Annotated in this window: 1 pseudogene; it reads left to right on the top strand. The window is 70.2% G+C overall.

Features of this window, described 5'->3' with window-relative positions:
• Nucleotides 1–144 precede the first annotated feature (144 nt).
• Nucleotides 145–252, top strand: a pseudogene (locus JHD69_RS21400) (DnaA ATPase domain-containing protein); the annotation flags it as partial.
• Nucleotides 253–393 lie beyond the last annotated feature (141 nt).

Genomic DNA, 393 nt, shown 5'->3' with positions numbered 1-393 from the left:
CCCCCCCCCCCCCCCCCCCCCCCCCCCCCCCCCCCCCCCCCCCCCCCCCCCCCCCCCCCCCCCCCACCCCATTTCCCTCCTAAGACGGCATACGAGATCATGAGTACTGTCCCCCCCCCCCCCCCCCCCCCCCCCCCCCCAGACGTAGATCCGCAGTTAAATCCGAACTATACTTTCGATAATTACATTGAGGGCGATTACAACCGCTTGGCTCGCTCTGCCGGTTATGCCGTAGCCGCAAAACCTGGAGGCTGTCTCTTATACACATCTGACGCTGCCGACGAACCACGACATGTGTAGATAGAGGGGGTGGGGGGATGAAGAAAAAGGGGGGGGGGGGGGGGGGGGGGGGGGGGGGGGGGGGGGGGGGGGGGGGGGGGGGGGGGGGGGGGG

The organism is Pedobacter sp. ASV12, from assembly GCF_016429155.1.
GTDB lineage: Bacteria > Bacteroidota > Bacteroidia > Sphingobacteriales > Sphingobacteriaceae > Pedobacter.
This window is presented reverse-complemented; position numbering and strand designations above follow the sequence as displayed.